Raw genomic sequence first — 24,948 nt, 5'->3', positions numbered from 1 at the left:
ACCGCGCATCCGCTTCACAGGACGGACATGACTTCCCAGCAATTGCTCGATATCGACGCGCGCTATGCCGGCGCCAAAGCCCTTGCCCTCGAGGCCGCGCAGCTTGGCATGGACTTCTACCGCAAGCGCGAGGCACTGACCATCGAACACAAAGGCGACGACCTGCAGGATGTGGTCAGCATTGCCGACAAGCAGATCGAAGCCTTTATCCGCGAGCGACTGACCCAGCTTTTTCCCGAGGACGGATTCCTGGGGGAAGAAAGCGGTTCGGCCGATCTGGGCGCCCGCTGCGTCTGGGTCATCGACCCGATCGATGGCACTGCCTGCTTCGTCAACGGCCTGCATAACTGGTGCGTGTCGATCGGCCTGCTGATTGACGGTGAGCCGCACCTCGGTGCGATTGCCGACCCCAACCACAATGAACTGTTTCATGGTTGCTTGAGTAAGGGCGCCTTCGTCAACGACACCCCATTGAAAGTCAGCGCGGCGACCCACGTCGGCCAAGGCGTGACCGCAACTGGCACCTTTCATCCTCGCGGGAAAGAGCACTTCATTCCGTTCATGGAAAAGCTGTTGGCCGAAGGTGGCATGTTCTTCCGCAATGGCTCCGGCGCGCTGATGACCGCCTACGTGGCAGCGGGGCGGCTGCTCGGTTACTACGAGACCGAGCTGAAAAGCTGGGACTGCATGGCGGGGCTGGTGCTGGTGAAGGAGGCGGGCGGTCGGGTCAATGACTTCTTCCGTAACGACGGGCTACTGCTTGGCAATCCGTATCTCGTCGCCTGTCCGGGCGTTTATCCACAGTTGGCGGAGATGATCGGGCCATCGCTGGACGATTGAACGTGCCGTTAGCTGATCTCGCATTGGCAGCTAGGTTATTGGCGAAACTGGGGCGCGCGGGCTCTCGGTGCTACGGGGTGTCTGAAGGTTGATCGCGAGCAAGCTCGCTCCTACGGGTGTGTGCCGTGTTTTTGTAGGAGCCAGCTTGCTGGCGATCCGGGTCTGCGGGCTAAAGGTGCTACGAGGTGTCTGAAGGTTGATCGCGAGCAAGCTCGCTCCTACGGGTGTGCTCGGTGTTTTTGTAGGAGCCAGCTTTGCGGCGACCCGGGTTTGCGGGCTAAACGGTGCTACGAAGTGTCTGAAGGTTGATCGCGAGCAAGCTCGCTCCTACGGGTGTGCTCGGTGTTTTTGTAGGAGCCAGCTTTGCGGCGACCCGGGTTTGCAGGCTAACGGTGCTACGAGGCGCCTGAAGGTTGATCGCGAGCAAGCTCGCTCCTACGGGTGTTCGCGGTGTTCTTGTAGGAGCCAGCTTGCTGGCGATCCGGGTTTGCGGGCTAACGGTGCTACGAGGTGCCTGGAGCTGTTCGCGAGCAAGCTCGCGCGCCTACGGTGTGCGTGTGTTCTGGTAGGAGCCAGCTTGCTGGCGATCAGTGCCTGCCGAGTGACCAGCACCCGGCGAGGCCCACACCTTTATCAGGTACGTAGTTCAGGTGGAACGGTGCCGCCATGTTCGGCGAGCTTGTGCATCACGGTGCGATGCAGCCAGCTGTTCATCTGGGCCGAATCGCCCATCTTGTCTGACGGGCAGCCCAGTTCGGTGGCGAGCTCCTTGCGCGATTCCAAGCTGCTGTCCAGCCCCAACAGCTTGAGCAGATCGACGATCGAGGTGCGCCAGTTCAACGGCTCTGGATGGTTGGCAGCCATTGCGTCGAGCTTTGCTGGAACATCCACAGCACTGGTTGATTGGCCCGTCGAGTGAGCCACCCCTTCGGGGCTGGGCGCAGTTCCGGGTGGTGTCGTGGTGGCGTTGTGTGCAGCGGTCGGCCGCTCCGAATCAACCACGGTATCCGGCGCATGCTGGTTCGGCGTGTTGTTCGGATCGACCGGCTTGTGCGCTTCGTTGCTCACGCCGCCCATGCCGAGTTTTTCTTTGATCGTGTCGAACAGGCCCATTTCAATTCCTCTAGTCATTACGTGGTGATTTTTGGACCACCATGACATGTCGAGGATTCGGCGCCGCAGGTCGGGAAGCGCGCTGCTCCGGGCCTTAGCGACCAGAGGTCGCGGCCCGCTGCGTCGTATCGGTTGGTACTGTCGGCGACGGACCCTCGGTACCGCCGCCCAGCGCGATGTACAGGCTCACCAGGTTCTGAATCTGAGCACGCTTGACCTGAATAAACGCCTGTTCGGCATCGAACAGGTTGCGCTCTGCATCGAGCACCTGAAGGTAGTTCACCACGCCTTCGGCGTAGCGTTCGCGGGCGAGGTCGGCGATACGGCGTAGCGTGGCGACGTTCTCCGCTTGCGCGGCAACCTGCTCTGCGAGCCAGCGGCGGCCTGCCAGTGCATCGGCTACCTCGCGGAAGGCGGCCTCAATGGCGCTTTCGTACTGCGCCACCGCCGCGTTCTCGCGGGCCTCGGCGACGGTCAGGTTGCCGCGGTTGCGGCCGAAGTCGAACAACGGGAGGTAGAGGCTCGGGCCAATGCTCCAGGTGCGGTTGTCACGGCTGACCAGGTTGTCCAGCTCGTTGGAGATGTAGCCGAAGCTGCCAGTCAGCGAGATCTGCGGGAAGAACGCAGCTCTTGCCACGCCGATGTTGGCGCGGGCCGCACGCAGGTCCAGCTCGGCGCCCAGAATGTCCGGGCGTACCAGCAACAGCTCCGACGGTAGCCCCGCATCCAGGCGCAGCGGTTCGATCTGTTCGTTCAGCGGTAGCGGCTCCGGCAACGGCTGTTGCAGCGGCCCCCCTATCAGCTGGGTGAGGTAGTTGACCTGCTCGGCTCGGACCAGGTGCAGGTTGGCCAGCTCGGTCTTGGCCTGGGTCAGCAGCGCCTGTGCCTGGTTCAGATCCAAGGCCGAGGTGATCCCGGCCTCGAAGCGCACGCGGGCAATGCGCAGGCCGTCGCGGCGGCTTTGCAGGGTCGCTTCGGCCAAGTCAATGCGCGCCTCGGCGCCACGCACAGCGAGGTAGGTCAAGGCCACATCGGCTATCAACGACAGTCTGAAGGCCCGCTGTGCCTCGATGGTCGACAGGTATTGCGCGCGTGCAGCCTCGGTAAGGTTGCGCACTCGTCCCCAGAAATCGAGTTCGAACGCTGAGATACCGAGCCCTACGGAGAATTGCTCAGTGATCTGGCCACTCGATGTTCCCGAGGTCGCACCGCCTGCGGAGCCGCGACCGGCACTACCGGTTGGAAAGCGGCCACGGCTGGCATCGGCCGTTGCGGCCAGCGTCGGGTAGCGGTCGGCGCCTTGTACGCCGAACTGGCCGCGGGCCTCTGCAATTCGGGCTACGGCGATCTGCAGGTCCCGATTTCGCTGCAGGGCCGTTTCGATGTACAGCTCGAGGCGTGGGTCTTCAAGAAACTCGCGCCAGCCGATCTCGTTGGCCAACACCTCGCCGTCCATGGGCTGATAATCCGCCGGGTACTGCGCAGCGGTGGGCGAGGGCGGTGGCTCATGGGACGGCGCAAGCTGGCAGCCCGTCAGGGCGCCGATCAGCAGCAAGGGCGCAAACCTAGGCATTGTCTGGCGCCTCCTCTTCCTCGGCTGGGTGCGCCTTGTCTTCGGCAGTCGGCGGGCGACGCTTGGTCAGCCAGCGACGGACGGAGAGATAGAACAGCGGGATGTAGAACAGGCCCAGCAGCGTGGCGACGATCATGCCGCCCATGACGCCAGTACCGACCGCGACGCGGCCAGCCGCGCCGGCACCGGTGGACAACACCAGCGGCAGCATGCCGAGGATGAAGGTCAGCGACGTCATGAGGATCGGGCGGAAACGTAGACGTACCGCGTTCATCACGGCATCGGTCAGGCTCTTGCCGTGGCCTTCCTCTTCGATGGCGAACTCGACGATGAGAATTGCGTTTTTGGCCGACAGGCCGATGATGGTCACCAGGCCGACATTGAAATAGACGTCCGCCGGCAGGTCACGAAACATCGCGAACAGCACGGCGCCCAGTGCGCCGAAGGGCACCACCAGCAATACCGCGATGGGCACTGTCCAGCTTTCATACAGCGCTGCCAATACCATCAGCACCACCAGCAATGACAGCCCCAGCAGCATACCGACCTGCCCGGACGCCTGCTGTTCCTCCAGCGAGGCACCGGTCCATTCGTAGCTGAATCCGCCGGGCAGCTCGCTTGCCAGTCGTTCCATTTCGGTCATGGCTTCGCCGGTGGTCGAACCGGGCGCGGCGCTGCCGGACAAGGTAAGGGCAGGGTAGCCGTTGTAGCGCTGCAATTGAGTCGGCCCTTCGGTCCACTCCACAGTGGTAAAGGCGCCGAATGGCACGCTTTCGCCCTCGTCGTTGATCACCTTCAGGTCGAGCACATCCTGAGGCGTCATGCGATAGGGCGCATCCGCCTGCAGCAGCACCTGCAGGACGCGACCGTCACGGTTGAAGTCGTTGGCATAAGCGCTGCCGAAAGCGATAGCCAGTGTCGCGTTGACCTCGCTGATCGAAAGACCCAGTGCTCGGGCCTTGATACGGTCGATATTGACCCGCAGGCGCGGAGCGTCGTCAGCACCTTCTGGCCGGACGCTCTGCAACACCGGGCTTTCGCTCGCCTTACCCAACAACTGGTTTCGTGCATCGAGCAGTGCCTGGTAGCCCAGACCACCGCGGTCCTCGAGCTTGAAGGTGAATCCGCCGGCTACGCCCAGTCCGGGAATAGAGGGCGGGTTCAGGGCGAACACGCGGGCTTCGTTGATCTTCGAAAAACGGCCCATGGCCTCGCGTACCAATGCCTGGGCGGAGCTGCCCTCTTCGGTGCGTTGCTCCCACGGGATCAGTCGCACGAACGACATCGCATGGGCCTGGCCCTGGCCGAAGAAGCTGAAGCCGTAGACCGTAATGGCGTCGTCGACCAACGGATGATCGGCGTAGAACGCCTTGACCTGTTCGATGGCTTCTTCGGTCCGCTCGACCGTCGCGCCGGCGGGGGCCTGGATGACGGTCATCAACGAGCCTTGGTCTTCGTCCGGTAGGAAGGCACTGGGCATTCGCAGGTAGAGAAAGGCTGTCAGCGCCAGCAAGCCGACAAAGGCCAATAGAAACCAGATCGGCCGTGCGAGCATGCCGCCGACCGCATGGTGATAGTGGTCAGTGGTGCGCTCCATCCAACGGTTGAATGGACCGAAGATACGCTGGCCCAGTGCAGGCTTGCCATCGTCCGGCTGGCTTGGTTTCAGCAACGCTGCGCAGAGCGCGGGTGTCAGCACCAGCGCCAGAACCGTCGAGGTGGCCACGGCAATCGACAGTGTCACGGCAAACTGCCGATAGATGCCGCCGGTCGAGCCCGGGAAAAACGCCAGCGGCACGAACACCGCGATCAACGCCAGGGTCGTGCCGATGATGGGCGCGGTCACCTGCTCCATGGCTTTGACGGTCGCCTGATAGGGCGGCAGCTGCTCTTCGTCCATGATCCGTTTGACGTTTTCCACCACCACGATGGCATCGTCCACGAGGGTGCCGATCGCCAGGACCATGCCGAACAGGCTCAACAGATTGATCGAGAACCCGGCGATCCACAGGCCGAGGCAAGTACCGGCCAGGGTGATTGGGATGACGATGGTGGGGATGACCGTGGTGCGCCAGTTCTGCAGGAACAGCAGCATGACCAGCACCACCAATGCCATCGCCTGGAGCAGCGTGACGACCACTTGCTGGATCGACGAGGCGATAAAAGGGGTCGAGTCGAACGGTACCGTCCAGGAGACGTCCTCCGGAAAGCCCTCAGCCAGTTCTCGCATTCGCTGTTTGACGGCCGCCGCCGTATCCAGGGCATTGGCACCCGGCGACAGCTGCACGGCCAGGCCCGCTGCCGGCTGGCCGTTGAGCTCGCTGCGTGATGTGTAATTCTGCGCGCCAAGCTCCACCCGCGCGACGTCGCGCAGGCGTATTGCCGAACCGTCCGGGCCGGCACGCAGGATGATCGAGGCGAACTCTTCCGGGGTACTGAAGCGACCGCGGGTTTCCAGCGGCGCGTTGATCTCGATGCCCTCTGCCAGCGGCAGGGCGCCCAGTGCCCCGCCTGCGGACTGGCTGTTCTGCTCTTGCACCGCGGCCAGCACGTCGGCAGCGGAAAGGCCGAAGCTGGCGAGCCGATCCGGGTTGAGCCATATCCGCATGGCATAGGCGGTATAGAACTCGCGGATGTCACCCACGCCTTGCACACGGCGCAGCTCGTCGAGGACGTGGGTGGTCGCGAAATGGCCAAGCTCCAGCGTGCTCATGGTGCCGTTTTCGGAGAACAGCGAGATGATCAGCAGGAAATCCTGCGAGGCCTGGAAGACCTGGATACCCTGTCGCCGGACTTCCTCCGGCAGGCGTTGCTCGACCCGGCTCAGTCGGTTCTGCACCTCCATCTGGGCAATGTCGATGTCGGTGCCGGCCTCGAACGTCAGCTCGATCGACGCACTGCCATTGGAGCGGCTCGACGAGTCCATATAGAGGAAGCCTTCGACGCCATTGAGCTCCTGCTCGATCACCTGAGTGACGTTGGTTTCGAGCACCGATGCGTCTGCGCCTGGGTAGGTCACGCTGATGCGTAGCGTCGGCGGGGCAATGCTCGGGTATTGCTCGACGGGCAATGATCGCAGGGCCAACACGCCCCCCAGCAGGATGCCCAGCGCAATGACCCAGGCAAAGACCGGGCGCCGGATGAAGAACGCCGGCGTCATTGGCTGGACTCGGTCGCCATGGAGGACTCTGGCACTTCCGGTGGGCCCTCAGGTTGGTAAGGCGTGGTCCGTACCGCAGCACCGCTGCGGACACTGCCGCCGCCTTCGACGATCACTACTTCGCCTGCCTTCAGCCCCTCTCGAATGACCCATTTGCTGCCCTGGAGCTCGCCGAGCTCGATTTCACGCGAGACGACCTTGTCGTCCTCGCCCACGAGCAGCACGCGCGCGGCCTGGTCGTTGACCATGACGGCACGCTGCGGAATCAGCACGCCATCCGGCCGGATGCCGGCATTGATGCGCCCGCGAACGAACTGGCCGGGTAGGAGCAGTCTGTCCGGGTTGGGGAATTCGGCGCGCAAGGCCACGGTGCCGGTGTTCTCGTCGATGCTCATGGCGTAGAAGTTGACGTAGCCGGGATGCGGGTATTCGTGGCCATTCTCCAGGATCAGCTTGACCTCCACACGGCCTCCCTCCGGCAGCTCAAGGGCGCCGGAGGCGAGCCGTGCGCGGATCTGCAGGAGATCGGAGCTGGATTGGGCGAAGTTCACATAGACCGGGTCGAACTTCTCCACAGTGGTCAGCAGGGTGCCCTCGCTGGCGCTGACCAGCGCGCCTTCGGTGACCTGCGCGCGCCCAGCCCGACCTTCGATGGGGGACTCGACTGTGGTGTATTCCAATTCGAGCTCGGCCGATTGCACGTTGGCCTCGGCTTGCGATACATCCGCTTTGGCGGTGCGTAAGGTGGCCAGAGCGGTGTCGTATTCCTGCTGGCTGATGGCCTGTTTGGCGACCAGGCCTTTGTAGCGTTTGACGTCCTGCGCGGCATTCAACGCGGTGGCTTCGGCACGCTCTAGCGCTGCCTTGGCTGCCTTGAGGTTGGCGCGCATCTCTCGTGGGTCGATCTGGAACAGTGGCGTGCCGACCTCGACATCGGTGCCTTCTTCGTAAAGCCGTTCCTGGATGATGCCGTTGACCCGCGCGCGGATCTCGGCGATGCGAATGGCCTGGACGCGCCCTGGTAGCTCGATGATGTTGGGGATCGGCTTGGGATCGACCGTCACGACCTCCACCTTGGGCGGTGGCGGTGGCGGTGGCGGTGCGGCTTGCTTGGTTTTTTTGTCGTCGGAGCAGGCCGCCATGAGCAGCGCCGTGGCGCTGATCAGCACAGCGTTTTGCAGTAACTGCCTCATTCAGTCGGACCTTTTGTCTCGTACTGTCTTCGCCGCGGTATAGCGCGCTGACCTACACTCGACCGCGGGTGGCGGGCACGGTTCCGGTTAAATCCCCCGTCTCGGCTCGATAGCGGCCACGCTGCCGCAAATGCTCGACGCGATGGGCGGTCAGCTTTTCGGCGTATGCACCACGATGTGTTGTCGCGCCTGGTCCGGCAGCGCTATGCCGGCCGAGCGCAGCGCGGCGACCAGCGCCTTGCGCACCTCCGACGCGGTGGTGACGAAATCCGAGCGGCGCGAGTCGCACCAGAACAGGACGTCGAATACCAGCTGACTCTCGCCCAGATCGTTGAGCAGCACCTCGGCGTGCGGAGTGGCCAACACACCGGGCGTCTGCTGGGCGGCGTCGCGCATGACCACGCTGATAGCGTCGATATCGATGCCGTAATACAGCATGCAGACTACCTTGCCGCGGCGGATCGGCGCCGCTGTGTTGTTGGTGACGCGCGAGGTGAAGGTCTCAGCGTTGGGCACCAGTACCCGGCGCCCGTCATAGGTGCGGATCTGGGTGGCGCGCAGTTCGATGCGCTCCACGCTCCCTTCGGTTTCACCAATGATGATCTGGTCGCCCAGCTGAAACGGCCGCAGCGTCAGGATCAGCAGGCCGCTGACGAAGTTGGAGAGGATGTCCTTGAGGGCAAAACCCAGCGCCAGGCTGGTCAGGCCAAGCCCGGTGGCGAGGGTGCTCGGTTCCAAGCCAAAGGCGCTTGCGGCAACGATGATGCCGAGCACCCATATCGCGTAATAGCTCACCTGCCGGACCAGATTTTCGACGGTCAGGTCGTTGGCCAGACGGCTAACAATCTTCTTCATGAGCGCACGTACAGCGGTAGCCAGCCCCCAGAACAGCAGCAGCACCAGCAGCGCGGCCAGTACTCGCGGAATGATATTGATCGCTGACTCAAGCAGGCGCGCAAAAGCATTTTCGACGCTCGACTGGACCGAGGTTATAAACCGTCCACGGTCCGAATCGCGGCGTTTGGCCGCCGTCGCCAGGGCCCGGTCGAGTATCGCTGCCCAGTCTCGGGCGAGCCGGTCGAGCGGTTGTCCATTGGCTTCGGCATCAGCTGGTGCGACCACCATCAATGGGCGGCCGGCCACGCTGATCTGCAGGCCGTCGTCGTCCTCGGCTTCGGTGGGCTCGATGCGCGCTTTCGTGATGCCCTTCGGCGTTTCCAGCACAGCCGCCAATTGTCGTTCGATCTGCCGTGCTCGCGGGCGCGCTTCAAGCTCTTCGTGGGGGCCGATGCGAAACAAGGCGCGGCCGTCCAGGCGTACGGTCGCGACGCCTTCCTGAGCCCAGACGAGGGTCGTCGGCAGCATGGCCGCGCAGAGCAGAGGCAGCAGGGCAAGCATTCTTAACAGGACGGGAAGCGCCGTCACGAGGCGAGGAGACAGGGTCATGGTTGATACGCCGTGGCCGGAAACAAACAGGCCGCCGGGTTGGCGGCGGCCTGTCGATGAAATCTACAACGTGCGGCTGTGCGTACCGAGCTGCCGTGGTTGCAAAGCGATCGTCTTCAGTTGGCGTTAGAAAATCAGCGCGAACAAGCCGATCACAACCAACAGACCGATCAGAAAGATGATGCCTACTGTGCTGCCCAGAAACTTCAGCATGAGGATGACTCCTTTGCATTGGGTTCACTGAATCCGACTGGGCATGCGCGCGAAACGTTCAGAAAACCGGGCGGCCGGTCGTAGCCGCTGCAGATTCAGAGGCTTTTCCAGATCAGCTGCAGCCCGGCCAGAAGCATGCCCACGCGGGCGATTCGGTAAAACAGTTTGTGGTCGATGCGCTTGTGCAACCAGAGCCCCGCCCAGACGCCGAACGGCACCACTGGTGCCAGCGTCAGGCTGATCAACAGGTTTTCGCGACTGAACTGGCCGAGCGCGGCATAGGGAATCAGCTTGATCGCGTTGGTCATCAGGAAGAACAGGTTGATAGTCGCCACATAGCGCAGCTTGTCCAGCTGCTGCGGCAGCAGGTGCATCATGATTGGCGGCCCGCCGGCGTGGGCGACGAAACTGGTGAAACCGGCAATCGAGGAAAGCAACGTACCGCGACCCCGCTGCAGCGGTCGCGGTTTGTCGTTGTTGGTGAGCAGGCCCAACAGCACGAAGCCGACCGCAATCGCGCCCATCATCAGCCCGATCATGCGCTCGTCGAGCATGCCGAAGGTCAGCGAACCCAGCGCGATACCGATCAACGCACCGGGCATCATCACTTTCAGGTTCGCCTTGTCCCAGTGACCGACATAGGCCTTGAGACCCACCACATCGGCCAGACAGAGAATCGGCAGCATTACCGCGGCGGCCTGTTTCGGCGAGATTGCCAAGGCCAGCAACGGTACGGCGATCCCGCCCAGAGCGCCACCGAAGCCGCCTTTGGACAGGCCGGTCAGAAAGATCGCCGGCAGGGCGAACAGCAGAAAGTCAGAAAGCGTCATGAGTGTGATCGGCCGGGCAGGGTCACGGGTTGGCTTCGTTGTGCATCATCGCATCTTCGCCACGTGCCTGGCCGCGGCAATGTGCGAGAGAGAGGATCGCTTGCAGTGGATCGTGGTCAGCATCTTTAACGCAGACTGACAGGTGATCCATGAGCCCATTTAACGCGATTCCATTTCACGCCTCCGCATGCATGGAGCCGTCCCGCGCGGCAGCTGGCGTTCTGCTGGTACTGGCGACAAGCCTGGCGTGCCAGGCGCAAGCTCAGGAGCCTCACCCATTGATTGGCTTGATAAACGAATTCCGTGAGGCGGAAGAAAGTTGCGGGGACGGCAAGGGCCAAACTGTCGGGCCTCTGGCGCCGAACGAGGCACTGAATGTGCAGCCGGCCGCCAGCGGCGCTCAGCTGCAGAAAGCGCTGCAAGCTGCGGACTATCGACCGGCCAAGCTGCAGGCCATGTCCGTTGCAGGCCCGGCGGACGCGAAAACAGCCATGCAAGCGTTGAAGCAGCGTTATTGCGCGCCGCTACGTAGTCACGAGTTCGCTGAGATCGGCGTGTCGCGCAAGGGCAACACCTGGCAGGTGCTACTGGCCCAGCCGCTGCTGTCGCCTGATCTAGGGGACTGGCAGCAGGTGGGCAAGAACATTCTGCAACGGGTCAACGAAGCGCGGTCCAAGCCGCGAACCTGCGGCAGCCGTTCCTTCAAGGCGGCTCCCGCACTGACCTGGAATGCCAAGCTGGGCGATGCCGCGCTCGCTCACAGCCGTGACATGGCAGCGCAGAATTACTTCAGCCATCGGGCTCCGGATGGCAGTCAGGTCAGCGACCGCGCCAGCCGTGCCGGCTATAGCTGGCAGCGGATCGGCGAAAACATTGCGGCTGGGCAAGGCTCGGAGAAGCAGGTGATGGCAGGTTGGCTGGCCAGCCCTGGGCACTGCAGCAACATCATGAACCCGGATTTCACCGAGATGGGCGCGGCCTATGCGATCGATAAGTCCAGCGCCGCCGGCAGCTACTGGACCCAGGTATTTGGCACGCCTCGCTAGGCTACTGGTGAGGGCGCGCGTTCAGTTCTGGCTCTCCAGCCAGTTGTGCGCTTCGGTGTTCTGGTTTTCGTCGAAGGCCTTGATCGTCAAACCGGGAAACAGTGCCCCCTCGATCTCGCTGGCCTTGCGTAGCCACTCCTTGCTGGACACCACTGCGCAGCGATCGAAACGGCGGATGAAGCGAAACAGTTGGGGAATTCGTGCCAGTTCGACACCCATCGCGCCCAGCGTCGGAACATCGAAGTCGCCGATGCGATAGAGCATCTGGCCGTGACTGATGCCTTCTGACTTTCGCAGCAGTTCGTCCAAGGCAAAGCGCATCTCGCTGCTGTCGAGCTTGCCGGAGAAATCCACGTCGATGCGTTTATCACCAATGCGGGTTACATGAAACATGACGAGTCCTCAATGAAATGGGTGGCAGCCAAGTAGCCCTGCCATTACCTGACCATAGTCGTTATGTGGCGTTCGGTTGAGCAAAAAAACTACTTCAACCAGCCTCTTTAGTGATCTGGATCAAGGCGCTGACCCGCCGGTCATGAGCGATTAAAATCGGCTCAAACCCTTGTGTGGCGGGCTTTTGCGAAAGTTTGTCTGTGGCTATCAAGTTGCCTCGGCTGCAGCCGAGAAGTGTGTAATCGCGATCCTTTCTGTCGACTGTGTCGCATCCTCTCCAGCAGTTGGATATCCCCATGACCAGCACCTTGGCGAACGTCATTCAATCTCTCTTGCGCGGGCTGGGTCTGCGTACCATCAATCAGCAATTCTTCTTTTCCTACAGCCTGATCTTTCTGTGCGCGGCGCTAACGGCCGGTGTGCTGTTCATGTCCAGTAAGGACGCCAGCCAGATCGACATGGCCGGTGCCCAGCGCATGCTCAGCCAGAAGATGATGAAAGAGGCGTTGCTGGCCGCACAGGGTATCGGTGGCCCGGCTGAAGTGGATAAAACCATCCAGCGCTTCGAGCAGTCTCATCGTCTCCTGCTCAATGGTGATGGTAGCCAGGGCATCGCCCCGGTGGAGTTGGCCAGCGCCAAGCCTCATCTGCAGCGCGTCGACCAGATATGGCAGCGCTATCGTCCAGCCGTACAGTTGTTGGCCGCTGGCCAGCAGGCTGACCTCAAAACGGTCGCGGCGGATGCCAATGAGATTCTCGCCGCCTCCAACGAGGTGGTGTCTCTGATTTCGGCTGAAGTGAACCGCAATACGACCCAGCAGCTCTGGGTTGCGATGGGTTCGACTCTGACCATTTTGTTATTGGTTGTCCTCGGTCGGGTGGCTGGCATGAACTGGTTGATGCGGCATGTCGATCAGCTCCGTGAGCGGCTGGAGAAGGTTAGCCAGGGCGACTTCTCTTCGCCTATGCAGGTGCGCTATGCCGACGACGAAATCGGCATGATCACCCTCGCTTACAACCGTCTGCTGGGAGAGGTTGGCGAGATGATCCGTGGCGTGCGCCAGGCCGCCGATGACGCTGATGGTCAGTGCGTGCGCATGGCAAGCCTGGCGGGCGACAGTGCGCGCAACGTTGAAAGTCAGCAGGCCGAGATCGATCAGGTCGCCACTGCCATGAACGAGATGCTCGCGACCTCGCAGGAAGTCGCGCGGAGCACTGTCGAAGCGGCCAGCGCCGCCGACGTCGCCGAGCAGGAAACCAGCGCTGGTAACGCAGTGATGAACCAATCGGTTACGGCTATTCGCGCCCTGACCGGGCATGTCGATGGCTTGGCCGGCGTGATGCAGCAGCTGGTGCAGGACAGCCACGAGATCGGCAAGGTGCTCAATGTGATCAGCGGCATCGCCGAGCAGACCAACCTGCTGGCGCTTAACGCTGCCATCGAGGCTGCGCGCGCGGGTGAGCAGGGTCGCGGCTTTGCCGTTGTGGCAGATGAGGTCCGCAGCCTGGCCAGCCGCACGCAGGATTCAGCCAAGGAAGTCAGTGTGTTGGTCGAGCGGCTTCAGAGCCAGGCTACACGTGCCGGCGAAGCCATGGACGCTTCACGGCAGAGCAGCACGACAACGCTTACACAGATCGAAGCGGCGCAACATGCCCTGGGACAGATTGTCGGCGCGGTGCAGACCATTCGCGGCATGACCAACCAGATTGCGACGGCGGCGGAGGAGCAGTCGCATGTTGCCGAGGACATGAATCAGTCGCTGACCCGTATCGCCCAGGTGGCCGATCAGGCGGCCAGCGCCACGCACGACACGGCGGCGTCAGGCAACACCATCATGCAGAGCATGAACGGGCTCAAGGCGTTGACGGGGCGTTTCCGTCTGCAGGCGTGATCATCAAGGTGGAGCGGGGAGGTGCTGCTTGGAGGAGGGCGCTTCTCTGCATCGGTAGCAAAGAGCGGCGCCCCCGCATTTGAGGTGCAGGGGCCGAGGGATCAGTCCTGGCGGCTGGTCACTTCCAGCAGGTGATAACCGAACTGGGTTTTCACTGGGCCTTGGACTTCATTGATTGGGGCGCTGAAAACTACGGTGTCGAATTCCTTGACCATCTGACCGGGGCCGAACGAGCCCAGGTCGCCGCCCTGACGGCTGGACGGGCAGGTGGAATTGTCCTTGGCAACCTGAGCGAAATCGGCACCGCCTTCGATGGCAGCCTTCAGCTCGTTGCACTTTGCTTCGGTGGGAACAAGGATGTGGCGGGCGGTGGCTCGTGCCATGTGGGTCTACTCCAGTGGGAAAGGTGCGAGCCTACCGGATTTGCTCAGCGATTCAAGCATCGGTTCAGTTCGGCTCGGGCGAGGGCTGCTTCGGTGAGTTCTGCAGGGTCGCCAGGCTGCGTTCGTATTGCTCGGCACTGAGTGGCATGTAGCCGGTGAAGTGAATCCAGCCGGGCAACCCCTGCAGATAGTGTTCAACGAATGCGCGGGTGATCGGTTTGCGCTGCAGGCTCTCTTCGTTCAGGTATACAAACAGCGGGCGCGTCAGTGGCTGATAGCGTCCTTCGCTGACCGTGGCGAGCGTCGGGTAAACCGGTCCGTTGCCGTTGTCCACGGCGAGCAACTTCAGTTCGTCCCAATGCCGATGGTACGCACCGATGCCAAAGAAACCGAGCGCATCGGGCTCGGCCGCAATCCCGGCGGCCAGTTGTTCCTCGTTTTCGCTGGCGGTGTAGTCCTGACGGCTGCGGTGCGTCGCGCCGACGATCTCGCGGGTAAAGACATCGTAGGTGCCCGAGTCCTGACCCCGTCCGAACAGTTTCACGGGGCGGTCAGGCCATTCGGGGCGGATCTGGTTCCAGCGCGTGACCCGACCTTCTGCATCCGGTGCCCATAGGGCCTTGAGTTCATCTACCGTGATGTCTTTCGCCCAGTGGTTGCTGGGATGTGCCACTACCGCAATGGAGTCCATGGCCAGGGGGATCTTGCGGTAGCGGACGCCATTCTTGGCGCACTCTGCCTGTTCTTCGGTGTTCATTTCGCGCGACGCATCATTGATATCCGTCTCGCCGGCGCAGAATCGACGAAAACCCGCGGTGGTCCCGGAAAACTCAACGTTGATCGGATGTCCGGGGCGGGCACGCTGAAACCGTTTTATCGCTTCACGGGTTAGCGGGTAAACCGTGCTCGATCCGTCGATGAGCAGCCCTTCGGATGCCGCTGCCTCCGTTGCTCCCTCGGCTGATGCGAGCGTGGTGTGCAGGGCAAGCAATAGGCTGATCAGCATTAAAGCGCTGGATTTGGCGATGTGCATGGAGAGTTCCTTCTACCGGCTCAGGATTTCGGTTTTAGCCAGTCAGCCTTGAGCGTGGTCCAGAACAGCTGAAGGCTGTTGAAGCGCGTGTCCACGGCATTGATGTAGTCATCCAGATGGTCGATTTCACGGTGTTGCGCTTGCTGTTCCTGTCCGTCGATGCGTTCGAGCTGGGCCTCGAGTTCGTTCAGCGATTCACGGAGTTCGCGGATGCGGTTCTCGGTCTGGATGCGGCGTTCGCTTTGCATGATTGGCTCCAGGCAGGATCAGAGTTGGCTGCCGCCAATAAGCAGCAACGGAAGGCCGAAGAACACGCCGCCGATATAGGCCCCGACATACAGCTTGTTGCGCTGAGCCAGGTCCGCGAGGAAGTTGGCAATCGCCGGAGGCACGCCGCGCAGGAACGGCAGCACGTAGATGATGGAGATCCCCAGGAGGTTGAACATCAGATGCACCAGCGCGATCTGCATCGCCAGTTCTGCCGTGGGGCCGGCGATTGCCGTGGCGGCCAGCAGGGCGGTGACGCAGGTGCCAATGTTCGTACCCAGGGTGAATGGATAGACCTGCCGGAGCGTGAACACGCCCGTGCCAGCCAACGGCACTATCAGTGCTGTTGTGGTGGATGACGATTGCACCAGTATGGTGATGACCGTTCCAGAGGCAATGCCGGACACCGGTCCGCGTCCGACGCTTGCATGCATGATGTCTTTCGCGCGACCCACCATCACCTTGCGCAGCACCTTGCCAATCGCCTGAACCACGAAGAGGATCAGCCCGATCCCGATGATGATCAGCCCGACGCCGGCCCACACCTTGCTGGGCAGCCAGGACACGCTGGCTTCGAGCAGCTCGCTGGCAGGGGTCAGTAGGGTCTTCATGAAGTTCATGCTCTTCATGTCGACGCCGGCACTGTCATGCACCAGCAGGCCCGCAAGCGCCTGTGACATGCGCTCCAGTGGATGAAAGAGCAACTCCACCGGCAGCAGGATGGTCACCGCTGTGATGTTGAAGGCGTCATGCACCGTGGCCGCAGCGAAGGCTCGGTGAAACTCTTCACCACTGCGGATATGGCCGAGGCTGACAATGGTGCTGGTCAGCGATGTGCCGATGTTTGCGCCCATGATCAACGGAATCGCGATAGGGATCGGCAGGCCACCGGCGACCATGCCCACGATGATGGAGGTCACCGTGCTGGAACTCTGAATCAGCGCCGTGGCAGCCAGGCCGATCATCAGCCCGACAAAGGGGTTGGTGGCGAAAGCGAACAATTCTTTTGCGTTGTCGCCCACCGCGGCTTTGAAGCCGTCGCCGATCGCGCCGACCGCAGCCAGCAGCAGATAGATCAGCGTGACCACCAGCAGCCAGGACAGCCATTGACGCGTAATCGGAGTGGAGGATTTTGCCGCCAGGGCACCGGCGTTCATCGTCATCAGGCAACTCCCGTGAGCGTGTCAGTTGCTCGACGGTGTGCCTCGGCTGTGAACACTTGATGACCGCAACGGCAGAGGGAGACTAACGGTCAGTGGGCGCAACGATAGGAATGCTATCTGAGCCCGCGCAGCGTCATTTCGCGCGGATTGCAGGCCGTAGGTGGTGCGTTGCTGACGGGAAAGGGAGGCAGGAGCCTGCCGCTAACAGGCTCCGTTCGCTACCGCTCGTGAGCCACGCTCAGGCAGCGTTGCTGCTGCGTGTGGCTTCGGCTGTGGGGCGCTCGACCAGATACCGTTCCAGGCGCGACTTGTCAGCGTCATCGAACGCCAGACCGAGCTTGGTCCGGCGCCAGAGGATATCGTCGAGCTGCGTCGCCCATTCTTCACGACGAAGGTAGTCGACTTCCAGGGCATACAGGCGCTGGCCGAGGTCTTCACCGAGTGCATCGATCGAGCGGGCATCGCCGAGCATGCGCCAAACGCGATTGCCGTAGAGGGTCGCCCAACGTTTGGCCAGGGGTTGATCGATGCCCTTCACCCCGGCCATCAACTCAGCAGCAAGCGCCTCGGCGGTGGTCATGCCTTCCCCGCCAGGCAACGTATCCTTGGCGGTCCAACTTGGGCCCATTTTCGGGAAAAATGGCTTGAGCTGAGCCATCGCCGATTCGGCGAGTTTGCGGTAGGTGGTCAGCTTGCCGCCGAACACAGAGAGCAAGGGCGCCTGCTTCTCTTCGGCAGCCAGAGACAAGGTGTAATCGCGCGTCACCGCCGATGGGTTATCCGACTCGTCGTCACACAATGGCCGAACACCGGCAAACGTATGAACGATGTCATCCGCTTTCAGCTGCTTGCGGAAATGGCTATTGGCGACGCCCAGGACATAGGCGATCTCTTCTTCACTGATGCTGACCGTGGCAGGGTCGCCGCGGTATTCGCGGTCGGTAGTTCCGATCATGGTGTAGCGGTCCAGGTACGGGATGGCGAAGACGATGCGCCGATCCTCGTTCTGCATGATGTAGGCCTGCTCACCTTCGTACAGTTTCGGCACGATGATGTGGCTGCCCTGAATCAGGCGGATGCCGTAAGGCGAGCGTTGCTGTAGGTTCTCACCGATGAACTGCGCCACCCAGGGCCCAGCCGCGTTGACCAGCGCCTTGGCGCGTAGGGAGAAACGGCTGCCATCCTGACGCTGCAGTTCGACATGCCAGATGCCGCCGGCGCGCTTGGCGCTCAGGCATTGGGTGCGGGTGTGGATGTGCGCGCCTTTTTCCCGCGCAGCCATGGCGTTAAGCACGACCAGTCGCGCATCGTCGACCCAGCAGTCGGAATATTCGAAGCCGCGCTTGATGGCGGGCTTGAGGGGGCTTTCACTACCAAAGCGCAGGCCGCGCGAAGCAGGCAGCTTCTCGCGCTTGCCAAGGTTGTCGTAGAGAAACAGCCCGGCGCGAATCATCCAGGCGGGGCGCAGGTGCGGACGATGCGGCAGGACGAAACGCATGGGTTTGACGATATGCGGCGCTTTCGCCAGGAGCACTTCACGCTCGGCCAGGGCTTCGCGCACGAGGCGGAATTCGTAGTGCTCCAGATAGCGAAGGCCACCATGAATCAGTTTGCTGCTGGCCGACGACGTGTGGCTGGCCAAATCATCACGCTCGCACAGAAACACCGACAAGCCGCGTCCGGCTGCATCAGCAGCGATGCCCACACCATTGATGCCACCGCCAATCACAGCGATGTCGTACAGCTCGGAGACGGTCTCAGTCACGGGATTCTCCTCAAGAACGAACATTAATTTTCGAATGTGAACATCCTAGCGCACATATGAATGGCTCTCTATAGCTGATGTTCATTTTTTATATCAAAAGAAAATAATCGAACCTATACGAGCAGATAATTGGTGCTTAGCCGGGCATTGAGATAATGCCGGTCAGCGAATGCGCGCCGTCAGTGTAGGCGTGAGAGGTTATGGCAATGCTATTGGTGGGCTGAAGCCCACCCTACTGCTGCGGCGGCTGACGATCATCGGCACGAAGGTATCGTCAGTTAGAGGGTAGGCTGCGGCCGAGTAGGGTGGGCTTCAGCCCACCGGTGCCGCCACTGCAAGGTCAGGTATTAGCCACCGTCAAATCAAGAGTCAGCGCGAGGTGCGCCATTAGACGCATGGTGCAGCGGAGGGCGGGACGGTGTTGGCCTTGCCGCGGGCTGACGAACACCGACACGAACGTATCGGCAGTTAGAGGGTAGGCTGCGGCCGAGTAGGGTGGGCTTCAGCCCACCGGTTCCGCCACTGCAAGGTTAGGTATTAGCCACCGTCAAATCAGGAGTCGTCGCGAGGTGCGCCATCAGGCGCATGGTGCAGCTAAGGGCGAGTCGGTGTTGGTCTCGCCGCGGGCTGACGAACACCGACACGAACGCTTCAGCCAGTCACTTCCAGTTTGACCTTGTGCCGGCTGAGCAACTCGAGAAACGCCTCGGGTGGCTGGGCCTCGGTAAACAACATGTCGATCTGTTCAAGCGAGCCGAGGCGGGTCATGGCGTTGCGGCCGAATTTGCTCGAGTCGGCGGCGAGGAAGACCTGGCGGGCGTTGTTGATGATGGCCTGCGAGACGCGCACTTCCTGGTAATCGAAGTCCAGCAGGGTGCCGTCCTCGTCGATCCCGCTGATGCCGATCAGTGCGAAGTCGACCTTGAACTGACCGATAAAATCCGCTGTGGCTTGGCCGACCACACCGCCATCGCTGCGCACGTTGCCGCCTGCAATCAACACGTCGAAATCTTCCTTGGGGCTGAGGATGCTCGCCACGTGCAGGTTGTTGGTGATGACTTTGAGATCGCGATGGTTGAGCAGGGCGTGGGCGATGGCTTCGGTGGTGGTGCCGATGTTGATGAACAGCGACGCCTGATCGGGAATGTGTGCAGCCATAGCGTCGGCGATGCGGCGCTTCTCGTCGCGCATCTGCCGGGCGCGTTGGGTATAGGCGGTGTTCTGTACGCTGGAATCGTGGGCGGCGCCGCCATGGTAGCGGCGAAGCAGGCCGGCTTCGCCTAGCTGGTTGATATCACGGCGGATGGTCTGGGGCGTGACTGCAAACTGCTGCGCCAGCTCTTCGATGCTGACGTAGCCGCGTTCGCGGACCAGTTCGAGAATGCTTTGCTGTCGTGGGGCCAGACTCATGGAGGCTTCCTTCTTATCGATATGCCGTGAAGGATGCCGCAGTCTGGGGTTTGATTAAAGAATTGTTCGTTTGCGAATAAGCGCGCCCGGCACGGTTAAGACCCGGGCCGGGCGCGAGGTGTGGTGCGTTTGGACGTCGAGGCTTATTCCTCTTCCCAGTCGCGGGTGCGGCCAACCGCCTTCTTCCAGCCTTTATAGAGTGCTTCGCGCTTCTCATCGTCGCAGGCCGGTTCGAACACGCGCTCGATGGTGGCCTTGCCGCGTAACTCGTCCAGGCTGCTCCAGAAGCCGGTCGCCAGGCCTGCCAGGTAGGCAGCACCGAGAGCGGTGGTTTCCTTCATTTCTGGGCGTTCGACTTGGGTGCCGAGCAGGTCGGCCTGGAACTGCATGAGGAAGTTGTTCGCCACCGCACCGCCATCCACGCGCAGTGAACGCAGGCGCTCGCCGGCGTCCTGCTGCATGGCGTCGAGCACGTCGCGGGTCTGGTAGGCGATGGATTCCAGCGCGGCGCGAATGATGTGGTCGACCTTTACACCCCGCGTCAGGCCGAACAGTGCGCCACGGGCGCGCGGATCCCAGTACGGCGCACCGAGCCCGGTGAACGCCGGCACCAGATAAACACCGTTGCTGTCTTGCACCTTGGTGGCGAAGTACTCGGAATCCAGCGAATCGTTGATCACCTTGAGCTCGTCGCGCAGCCACTGCACGGTGGAACCACCATTGAAGATGGCGCCTTCAAGGGCGTAGTTGACCTCGCCCTTAGGACCGCAGGCTATGGTGGTGAGTAGTCCGTGTTCGGACTGCACGGCCTTGGTGCCGGTGTTCATCAGCAGGAAGCAGCCGGTGCCGTAGGTGTTCTTCGCCTGGCCGGGCTCGACGCACATCTGGCCGAACAGCGCGGCCTGCTGATCGCCCGCGATGCCGGCGATGGGAATGCCGGTGCTCTGGCCGGAGCCGAGATAGGCGTGGCCGTAGACTTCTGAGGAGGAACGCACTTCCGGCAGCATTTCGCGCGGAATATCCAGCGTCTCCAGCATCACGGGGTCCCAGTCCAGCTTGTGGATGTCGAACAGCATGGTGCGCGAAGCGTTGGTGTAGTCGGTGACGTGGGCCTTGCCCTGGGTCATTTTCCAGATCAGCCAGCAATCAACGGTGCCGAACAGCAGCTCGCCTCGGCGCGCGCGCTCACGGCTGCCCTCGACGTGATCGAGGATCCACTTGATCTTGGTGCCGGAGAAGTAGGGGTCGATGACCAGGCCGGTGGTCTTGCGGATATGGTCTTGCATACCGTCGCGTTTGAGCTGATCGCAGATCGGCGTGCTCTGGCGGCTCTGCCAGACAATGGCGTTGTAGATCGGCCGGCCGGTGTTCTTGTCCCAGACAATGGTGGTTTCGCGCTGGTTGGTAATACCGATCGCGGCAACCTGCTCATTGGTGATGCCGGCCTGTGCCAGCGCCTCGACGAACACGCCGCTCTGAGTGGCCCAGATTTCCATAGGGTCATGCTCGACCCAGCTTGGTTGTGGGTAGATCTGTGCGAACTCGCGCTGAGCGATGGTGATCACGTTGGCGTTGCGGTCGAGCACGATGGCCCGCGAGCTGGTGGTCCCCTGGTCGAGGGCGACGATGAATTGCTTGTTGTTCTGGTTGCTCATGGTGTCGATTCCTTAACGAGCTTCTTGGGCAGTGACATCGTGTTTGGAGTAGCGGTCGGCCTCTGGTTTTGGTTCCGGTTCCGGAACAGCGCAAGCACCGCCAACGCCCGGTAGATGCTTGCAGATCAGTGCCTTGTAACCAGCGGCCCCGAGGCAGGCGCCAATGACCGGGGCGATCAGCGGGACCAGGAAGTAGGGGATATCCCGGCCGCCGGTGAATGCGACCTGTCCCCACCCTGCGAAGAAGGTCATCAGCTTGGGTCCGAAGTCGCGTGCCGGATTCATCGCGAACCCGGTCAGCGGCCCCATCGCGCCGCCGATCACCGCAATCAGGAGACCGATCAACAAGGGCGCCAGCGGGCCGCGGGGCAGACCGTTACCATCATCGGTCAGGGCCATGATCATCCCCAGCAGGATAGCGGTAATCACCACTTCCACCAGAAACGCCTGGCCGATCGAAAGCGAAGGGTGCGGGTAGGTGGAGAACACCGATGCGAGCTCGAGGCTGGCAACACTGCCGCGAGTCATCTGCTGGGCCTGTTCGAAATCGAAAAACAGGCTGCTGTAAAGTCCATAAACCAACGCAGCGGCACAGAAGGCGCCGGCGGTCTGGGCGAGGATATAAGCCGGCACCTTGTTACGCTCGAAAGTGCCGAACAGCCAGAGCGCAATGGATACCGCAGGGTTCAGGTGAGCACCGGATACACCGGCCGCGAGGTAGACGCCCATGCTCACGCCAATACCCCATATAACGCTTATTTCCCAAAGACCTAGATCTGCGCCGCCGAGCTTGAGTGCCGCCACGCAGCCGGTACCGAAGAAGATCAACAGGGCGGTGCCGAGAAACTCGGCGATGCATTGCCCCCGAAGCGTCGGGGTGGACGGGTTACTCATGCGCAGAACCTCTTTATGGGACTGTTGTTTTTATGATCCGAATACTGCGAGGGTTCGGAAATGTTCGGAAGTGAAAACTTAAAGTCAAAAGTACGGGCTGTCAAAGTAAAAAGCTGAACATTTCAACGGAAAGCTGACGAAACAGCGTAGTGTCTGTCGAGAGTGGCAAATTTCCGGCGCGCAAATGATGGCCTGAGCGGCTGGCGGCCAGGTTTTGATGTGGCAGCCGCTGGAACTTGCAGGCCGACAAAAGCACGGCCATTGACGCAGTCGGATCGCAACGACCTCGGAGGCCGGCTGCGATCCGCTGGTTGGAGGGGTTAACTGATCAGTGGTTCCTCGACCTGCGCGGCCCCACGCTCAGTTTTCTGCGGCATGGCTTCGAAGCTGTCTGCCTGGGCCATGCTCCAGATCCTGGCGAAGAACTCGCTGTCGATCTTTGGCTTCAACAGCGCACCGGGCTGGACGAAATAGTAGAGCTGCGAGAACAGCTTGATTTCCGTTGAGCTGACGCGCCGGATCAGGTGATGCGGGCCCAGTTCGGCAGGATGTGACAAGCCGGCAGCTGCAAGCAGTTCGGCCAGCGCGTGCACGGTGTTGCGGTGAAAGCTGAACACTCGATTGGCCTTATCCGGAACCAACAGAGCGCGTTGGCGCAGCGGGTCCTGGGTGGCAACGCCGGTGGGGCAGCGATTGGTGTGGCAATGCTGCGACTGAATGCAGCCGATCGCGAACATGAACCCACGAGCCGAGTTCACCCAGTCCGCGCCCATGGCCAGGACGCTGGCGATGTCGAAGGCGCTGACGATCTTGCCGCTGGCACCGATGCGAATGTGCTCGCGCAGATTGCAGCCGACCAGCACGTTATGCACGAACAGCAGGCATTCGCGCAGTGGCATGCCGATGTGGTTGGTGAACTCGACGGGCGCCGCGCCCGTGCCGCCTTCCTTACCGTCGACCACGATGAAATCCGGATAGATACCGCTCCCCAGCATCGCCTTGACGATGCCAACGAATTCCCACGGATGGCCGATGCACAGCTTGAAACCGACCGGCTTGCCGCCGGACAGTTCGCGCAGACGGGCGATAAAATTCATCAACTCCAAGGGTGTGCTGAAGGCGCTATGGCTCGCGGGGGAAATGCAGTCCACGCCCTCCGGCACGCCGCGGGTGGACGCGATTTCCGCGTTGACCTTGCGCCCCGGCAAGATGCCGCCGTGCCCTGGTTTGGCGCCTTGGCTCAGCTTTATCTCGATCATCTGGACCTGCGGATCCCGTGCCTGAACGGCGAAGCGATCCGGATCGAATGCACCGCTTTCGGTTCGACAGCCGAAATAACCGCTGCCCAGTTCCCAGACCAGATCCCCGCCGTGCTGGCGATGGTAGCTGCTGATGCTGCCTTCGCCTGTGTCGTGGTAGAAACCACCGAGTTTGGCGCCTCGGTTCAACGCCTGAATCGCATTGCCACTGAGCGAGCCGAAGCTCATCGCTGAAATGTTGAACACCGAAGCGGAGTAGGGCTGCTCACACTGCGGCCCGCCGATCGATACGCGGAAGGTTTCGGGATCGCTGACCGCTGCGGTGCGGATCGAATGGCCGATGCATTCGTATCCCGGTTCGTATACGTCGATAAGGGTGCCGAAGGGTTTGTCATCCACCTCGTTTTTCGCCCGTGCATAAACGAGCGAGCGTTGTGCGCGGGAAAACGGTACGCGCTCCTGATCGCTTTCAAGCAGGTACTGACGAATCTCCGGGCGGATGCCTTCGACCAGGTATCGGATGTTGCCGAGGATCGGGTAATTGCGCCGAACCGCATGTTCGCACTGGCGAAGATCACGAATGCCGATAAGGGTCAGCAGCGCCGTGACGACGAACAACGGCCACACCCAAGGGTGGCTCAGGAAAGGGAGGCAAAGCACGGCAGTGGCAGCGCACAGGACGAAAAAAGCGTAACGGCTGAACAGCGAGAGATTCATCTGTGCACCTCTGAGGGGCGGCGGACCTGCCATAAAGCGAGAAGCCTATCGTACCGGCCTCGGTCCGCCTATCGGAGGTCTGCGCCCGAGCCGCTTAACGATCCAAGCGTGATAGCGTCGCCGAGTCGGGATCGGCCGCGAAGAACGCATCCAGCACCGCTTGAAACGTCGACCGTTCAGGCGCAACGGCAGCGAACAGCGTCATGCTCGAGCGAAGCTTCATGTCATCGGGTGAACCCAGAATCTGCCGTGCCGGACGCTCGGCATGGGCGAGCAGTGCTTGCGCGCATTGCTCCAGGCGAGGCCCGAGCAGAGGGTGCTCTAGATACGCGGTCGCTTCGTCCGCATCCTTGATGGCGTAGCGACGCGCCATGTCGCTGTGGCCGAGGCCTGCTATCTGCGGAAAGATGAACCACATCCAGTGGCTTTGCTTGTGGCCGGCGTTGAGTTCCGCCAGCGCGCGGTCGTAGATCGATTGCTGGGCGTCGACGAATCGCTGCAGATCGTGTGGGTCGCTCATGGTGCCTCCCGATTGCTCAGACTGTCTTAATCAGAGCCGGGATGGCGGGGTTGATTCCCGAGATGGAGGGAGCGAGAGCCGGGTGTCGTCGATGGCAGGCCAGGTGAGTCAACGCCCGCGGGGCTTCATTGGGTTCATTGGCGTTCGTAGGGCCGAACACGTTCGGCCCTACGAACGCATGTC

Annotated in this window: 22 protein-coding genes; 3 read left to right on the top strand and 19 right to left on the bottom strand. The window is 61.8% G+C overall.

From position 1 onward, the window contains the following. The first annotated feature begins 27 nt into the window (after window positions 1-27). Window positions 28-840 (top strand): inositol monophosphatase, encoded by an 813-nt coding sequence (locus tag C1896_15590; GenBank protein AZZ46199.1) that lies wholly within the window; start codon window positions 28-30, stop codon window positions 838-840. Window positions 841-1,473: 633 nt separating this feature from the next. Here the strand turns inward: C1896_15590 and C1896_15585 are convergent. From C1896_15585 to C1896_15555, 7 genes are all read right to left on the bottom strand, one after another. Beyond that, complete coding sequence (locus C1896_15585; protein ID AZZ46198.1) at window positions 1,474-1,953, bottom strand: DUF3597 domain-containing protein; 480 nt, start codon at window positions 1,951-1,953, stop codon at window positions 1,474-1,476. A 94-nt stretch (window positions 1,954-2,047) separates the two neighbouring features. Beyond that, window positions 2,048-3,526, bottom strand: coding sequence for an RND transporter (locus C1896_15580; protein ID AZZ46197.1), 1,479 nt, complete (start codon window positions 3,524-3,526; stop codon window positions 2,048-2,050). Beyond that, complete coding sequence (locus C1896_15575) at window positions 3,519-6,686, bottom strand: hydrophobe/amphiphile efflux-1 family RND transporter (protein ID AZZ46196.1); 3,168 nt, start codon at window positions 6,684-6,686, stop codon at window positions 3,519-3,521. The genes C1896_15580 and C1896_15575 overlap by 8 nt, the downstream gene beginning before the upstream one ends. Further along, complete coding sequence (locus tag C1896_15570) at window positions 6,683-7,879, bottom strand: efflux transporter periplasmic adaptor subunit (GenBank protein ID AZZ46195.1); 1,197 nt, start codon at window positions 7,877-7,879, stop codon at window positions 6,683-6,685. Before C1896_15570 ends, C1896_15575 begins: the two co-directional genes overlap by 4 nt. Before the next feature lie 150 nt (window positions 7,880-8,029). Further along, window positions 8,030-9,325, bottom strand: a complete 1,296-nt coding sequence (locus C1896_15565; protein ID AZZ46194.1) for a mechanosensitive ion channel protein MscS — start codon at window positions 9,323-9,325, stop codon at window positions 8,030-8,032. A 126-nt stretch (window positions 9,326-9,451) separates the two neighbouring features. Further along, complete coding sequence (locus tag C1896_15560) at window positions 9,452-9,538, bottom strand: hypothetical protein (GenBank protein ID AZZ46193.1); 87 nt, start codon at window positions 9,536-9,538, stop codon at window positions 9,452-9,454. Between the two features lie 95 nt (window positions 9,539-9,633). Beyond that, a complete protein-coding gene (locus C1896_15555) occupies window positions 9,634-10,368 on the bottom strand; it encodes a sulfite exporter TauE/SafE family protein (protein AZZ46192.1) in 735 nt (244 codons plus the stop codon). 191 nt (window positions 10,369-10,559) lie between these two features. Between C1896_15555 and C1896_15550 the strand changes: the two genes are divergently transcribed. Next, window positions 10,560-11,414 (top strand): hypothetical protein, encoded by an 855-nt coding sequence (locus C1896_15550; GenBank protein AZZ46191.1) that lies wholly within the window; start codon window positions 10,560-10,562, stop codon window positions 11,412-11,414. A 21-nt stretch (window positions 11,415-11,435) separates the two neighbouring features. Here the strand turns inward: C1896_15550 and C1896_15545 are convergent, their stop codons facing one another. Beyond that, window positions 11,436-11,807, bottom strand: coding sequence for an STAS/SEC14 domain-containing protein (locus tag C1896_15545; protein AZZ46190.1), 372 nt, complete (start codon window positions 11,805-11,807; stop codon window positions 11,436-11,438). A gap of 94 nt (window positions 11,808-11,901) precedes the next feature. Then, a complete protein-coding gene (locus tag C1896_15540; protein ID AZZ46189.1) occupies window positions 11,902-12,129 on the bottom strand; it encodes a hypothetical protein in 228 nt (75 codons plus the stop codon). Here C1896_15540 and C1896_15535 point away from each other — a divergent pair. Beyond that, entirely contained in the window at window positions 12,104-13,699 is a 1,596-nt protein-coding gene (locus C1896_15535) for a chemotaxis protein (GenBank protein ID AZZ46188.1), read from the top strand. The two genes, C1896_15540 and C1896_15535, sit on opposite strands and share 26 nt — an antisense overlap. 101 nt (window positions 13,700-13,800) lie before the next feature. Here the strand turns inward: C1896_15535 and C1896_15530 are convergent, their stop codons facing one another. The 10 genes from C1896_15530 to C1896_15485 form a co-directional block, all read right to left on the bottom strand. Further along, window positions 13,801-14,082, bottom strand: a complete 282-nt coding sequence (locus C1896_15530; protein AZZ46187.1) for a peptidylprolyl isomerase — start codon at window positions 14,080-14,082, stop codon at window positions 13,801-13,803. 64 nt (window positions 14,083-14,146) lie between these two features. Next, window positions 14,147-15,115 carry an ABC transporter substrate-binding protein gene (locus tag C1896_15525; protein ID AZZ46186.1) on the bottom strand — a complete coding sequence of 323 codons (969 nt, stop codon included), beginning with the start codon at window positions 15,113-15,115 and terminating at the stop codon, window positions 14,147-14,149. Between the two features lie 20 nt (window positions 15,116-15,135). After that, window positions 15,136-15,363: a hypothetical protein gene (locus C1896_15520; protein ID AZZ46185.1), complete on the bottom strand. Its 228-nt coding sequence runs from the start codon at window positions 15,361-15,363 to the stop codon at window positions 15,136-15,138. 18 nt (window positions 15,364-15,381) lie between these two features. Beyond that, the gene (locus C1896_15515; protein AZZ46184.1) at window positions 15,382-16,545 is read right to left on the bottom strand and encodes a sodium:phosphate symporter; all 1,164 of its coding nucleotides are present in this window, start codon (window positions 16,543-16,545) and stop codon (window positions 15,382-15,384) included. A gap of 238 nt (window positions 16,546-16,783) precedes the next feature. After that, window positions 16,784-18,334, bottom strand: a complete 1,551-nt coding sequence (locus C1896_15510) for a glycerol-3-phosphate dehydrogenase (GenBank protein ID AZZ46183.1) — start codon at window positions 18,332-18,334, stop codon at window positions 16,784-16,786. 627 nt (window positions 18,335-18,961) lie between these two features. Next, window positions 18,962-19,720, bottom strand: coding sequence for a DeoR/GlpR family transcriptional regulator (locus C1896_15505; GenBank protein AZZ46182.1), 759 nt, complete (start codon window positions 19,718-19,720; stop codon window positions 18,962-18,964). Between the two features lie 143 nt (window positions 19,721-19,863). Next, on the bottom strand, window positions 19,864-21,375 hold the full coding sequence (glpK, locus tag C1896_15500) for a glycerol kinase (GenBank protein ID AZZ46181.1): 1,512 nt from the start codon (window positions 21,373-21,375) through the stop codon (window positions 19,864-19,866). Window positions 21,376-21,387: 12 nt separating this feature from the next. Next, a complete protein-coding gene (locus C1896_15495) occupies window positions 21,388-22,269 on the bottom strand; it encodes an aquaporin (GenBank protein AZZ46180.1) in 882 nt (293 codons plus the stop codon). A gap of 320 nt (window positions 22,270-22,589) precedes the next feature. After that, a complete protein-coding gene (locus tag C1896_15490; GenBank protein AZZ46179.1) occupies window positions 22,590-24,245 on the bottom strand; it encodes an FMN-binding glutamate synthase family protein in 1,656 nt (551 codons plus the stop codon). Between the two features lie 94 nt (window positions 24,246-24,339). After that, complete coding sequence (locus C1896_15485; protein ID AZZ46178.1) at window positions 24,340-24,765, bottom strand: DUF1810 domain-containing protein; 426 nt, start codon at window positions 24,763-24,765, stop codon at window positions 24,340-24,342. Between the last annotated feature and the right edge of the window lie 183 nt (window positions 24,766-24,948).

Source organism: Pseudomonadaceae bacterium SI-3 (assembly GCA_004010935.1).
In the GTDB taxonomy this organism is placed as follows: domain Bacteria; phylum Pseudomonadota; class Gammaproteobacteria; order Pseudomonadales; family Pseudomonadaceae; genus Stutzerimonas.
This window is presented reverse-complemented; position numbering and strand designations above follow the sequence as displayed.